2 protein-coding genes are annotated in these 1,368 nt (G+C 70.5%); both read left to right on the forward strand.

The features are described from left to right. A partial coding sequence (locus H5J30_RS33450) for a PucR family transcriptional regulator (RefSeq protein WP_181791498.1) occupies window positions 1–630 on the forward strand: 630 nt, incomplete at its 5' end. Window positions 631–739: 109 nt separating this feature from the next. Then, window positions 740–1,368, forward strand: a 629-nt coding sequence (locus tag H5J30_RS33455) for a DedA family protein (RefSeq protein WP_181791500.1), incomplete at its 3' end; no start/stop codon positions are given.

Genomic DNA, 1,368 nt, shown 5'->3' on the forward strand with positions numbered 1-1,368 from the left:
TTCGCCGACGTGCACCCCCTGGTGCGGCGCATCGAGCGGGAGCTGCTGGGCCGTTTCGGCGAGCGCGACGTGCTGCTGACCACCAAGGAGGGCCGGCTCGTCTGCGTCGCCGGCAGCAGCGAGCGTTCGCTGCTCGACGCCTTCGCGAAGGTCGCCCTGGAGCCGGGCAGCGGCTACGCCGGTGCCACCCGCGTCGCCATGGGCCGCGAGCACGCGGGCCCCGGCGGGGTCGTACGCAGCTACGAGGAGGCGCTCGGCGCGCTTGACATGGCCGCCGCGCTCGGCCTCGCGCAGCCGGTGCTGCAGGCCGCCGAGCTGCTGGTCTTCCCGGTGCTGCTGCGCGACCGGGCGGCGATGGCCGATCTGGTACGCACCGTCCTCGGCCCGCTGACGCAGGCCCGCGGCGGCGCCGAGCCGCTGCTCGCGACGCTGCAGACCTGCGCCGCCGCCGGTTACGTCAACGCCGAGGCGGCCCGGCGGCTGGGCGTGAGCGTGCGGACGCTGTCGTACCGGCTGGACCGGATACGCACCCTCACCGGCTACGACGTCGCGGACTCCCTGCACCGCTACACCCTGGAGACCGCCGCCATGGGCGCCCGCCTGCTGGGCTGGCCGGAGCGACAGGTCTAGGACCGCCCCGCCCCGCGTCCGGAACCGCATGCGTCCGGCTTGCGTTCTTTCCGTAGGTGGCCCACTCTTCTCCCTGCCGCCCGTCCCAGATGTCTGGAGTCCCGCACACATGAACACGCTCGCGCTCGGACCGGGATGGCTGGATCCCGACTTCCTGATCGACAAGTTCGGTGTGCTCGGCGTGCTCGCGATCGTCTTCGCCGAGTCCGGGCTCCTCATCGGGTTCTTCCTGCCGGGCGACTCGCTGCTGTTCACCACGGGCCTGCTGATCACCTCGGACGTGCTCGACTTCCCGCTGTGGCTGATGTGCGTGCTCATCGCCGTCGCGGCCATCGCCGGCGACCAGGTCGGCTATCTCTTCGGGCGCAAGGTCGGCCCCTCCCTGTTCAACCGCCCGGACTCCAAGCTGTTCAAACAGGAGAACGTGCAGAAGGCGCACGAGTTCTTCGAGAAGCACGGCCCGAAGTCGCTGGTGCTGGCCCGCTTCGTGCCCATCGTGCGCACCTTCACCCCGATCATCGCCGGCGTCAGCCGGATGAACTACCGCCAGTTCGTCGTCTTCAACGTCATCGGCGGCATCCTCTGGGGCGTCGGCGTCACCCTTCTGGGGGCCGCCCTGGGCCAGATCGACTTCGTGCACGAGAACGTCGAGGCGATCCTCATCGGCATCGTCCTGCTGTCGGTGCTGCCGATCGTCATCGAGTACCTGCGCGCCCGCAGCCGCGCCAAGAACGCGCC

The organism is Streptomyces phytophilus, assembly GCF_013870535.1.
In the GTDB taxonomy this organism is placed as follows: domain Bacteria; phylum Actinomycetota; class Actinomycetes; order Streptomycetales; family Streptomycetaceae; genus Streptomyces; species Streptomyces phytophilus.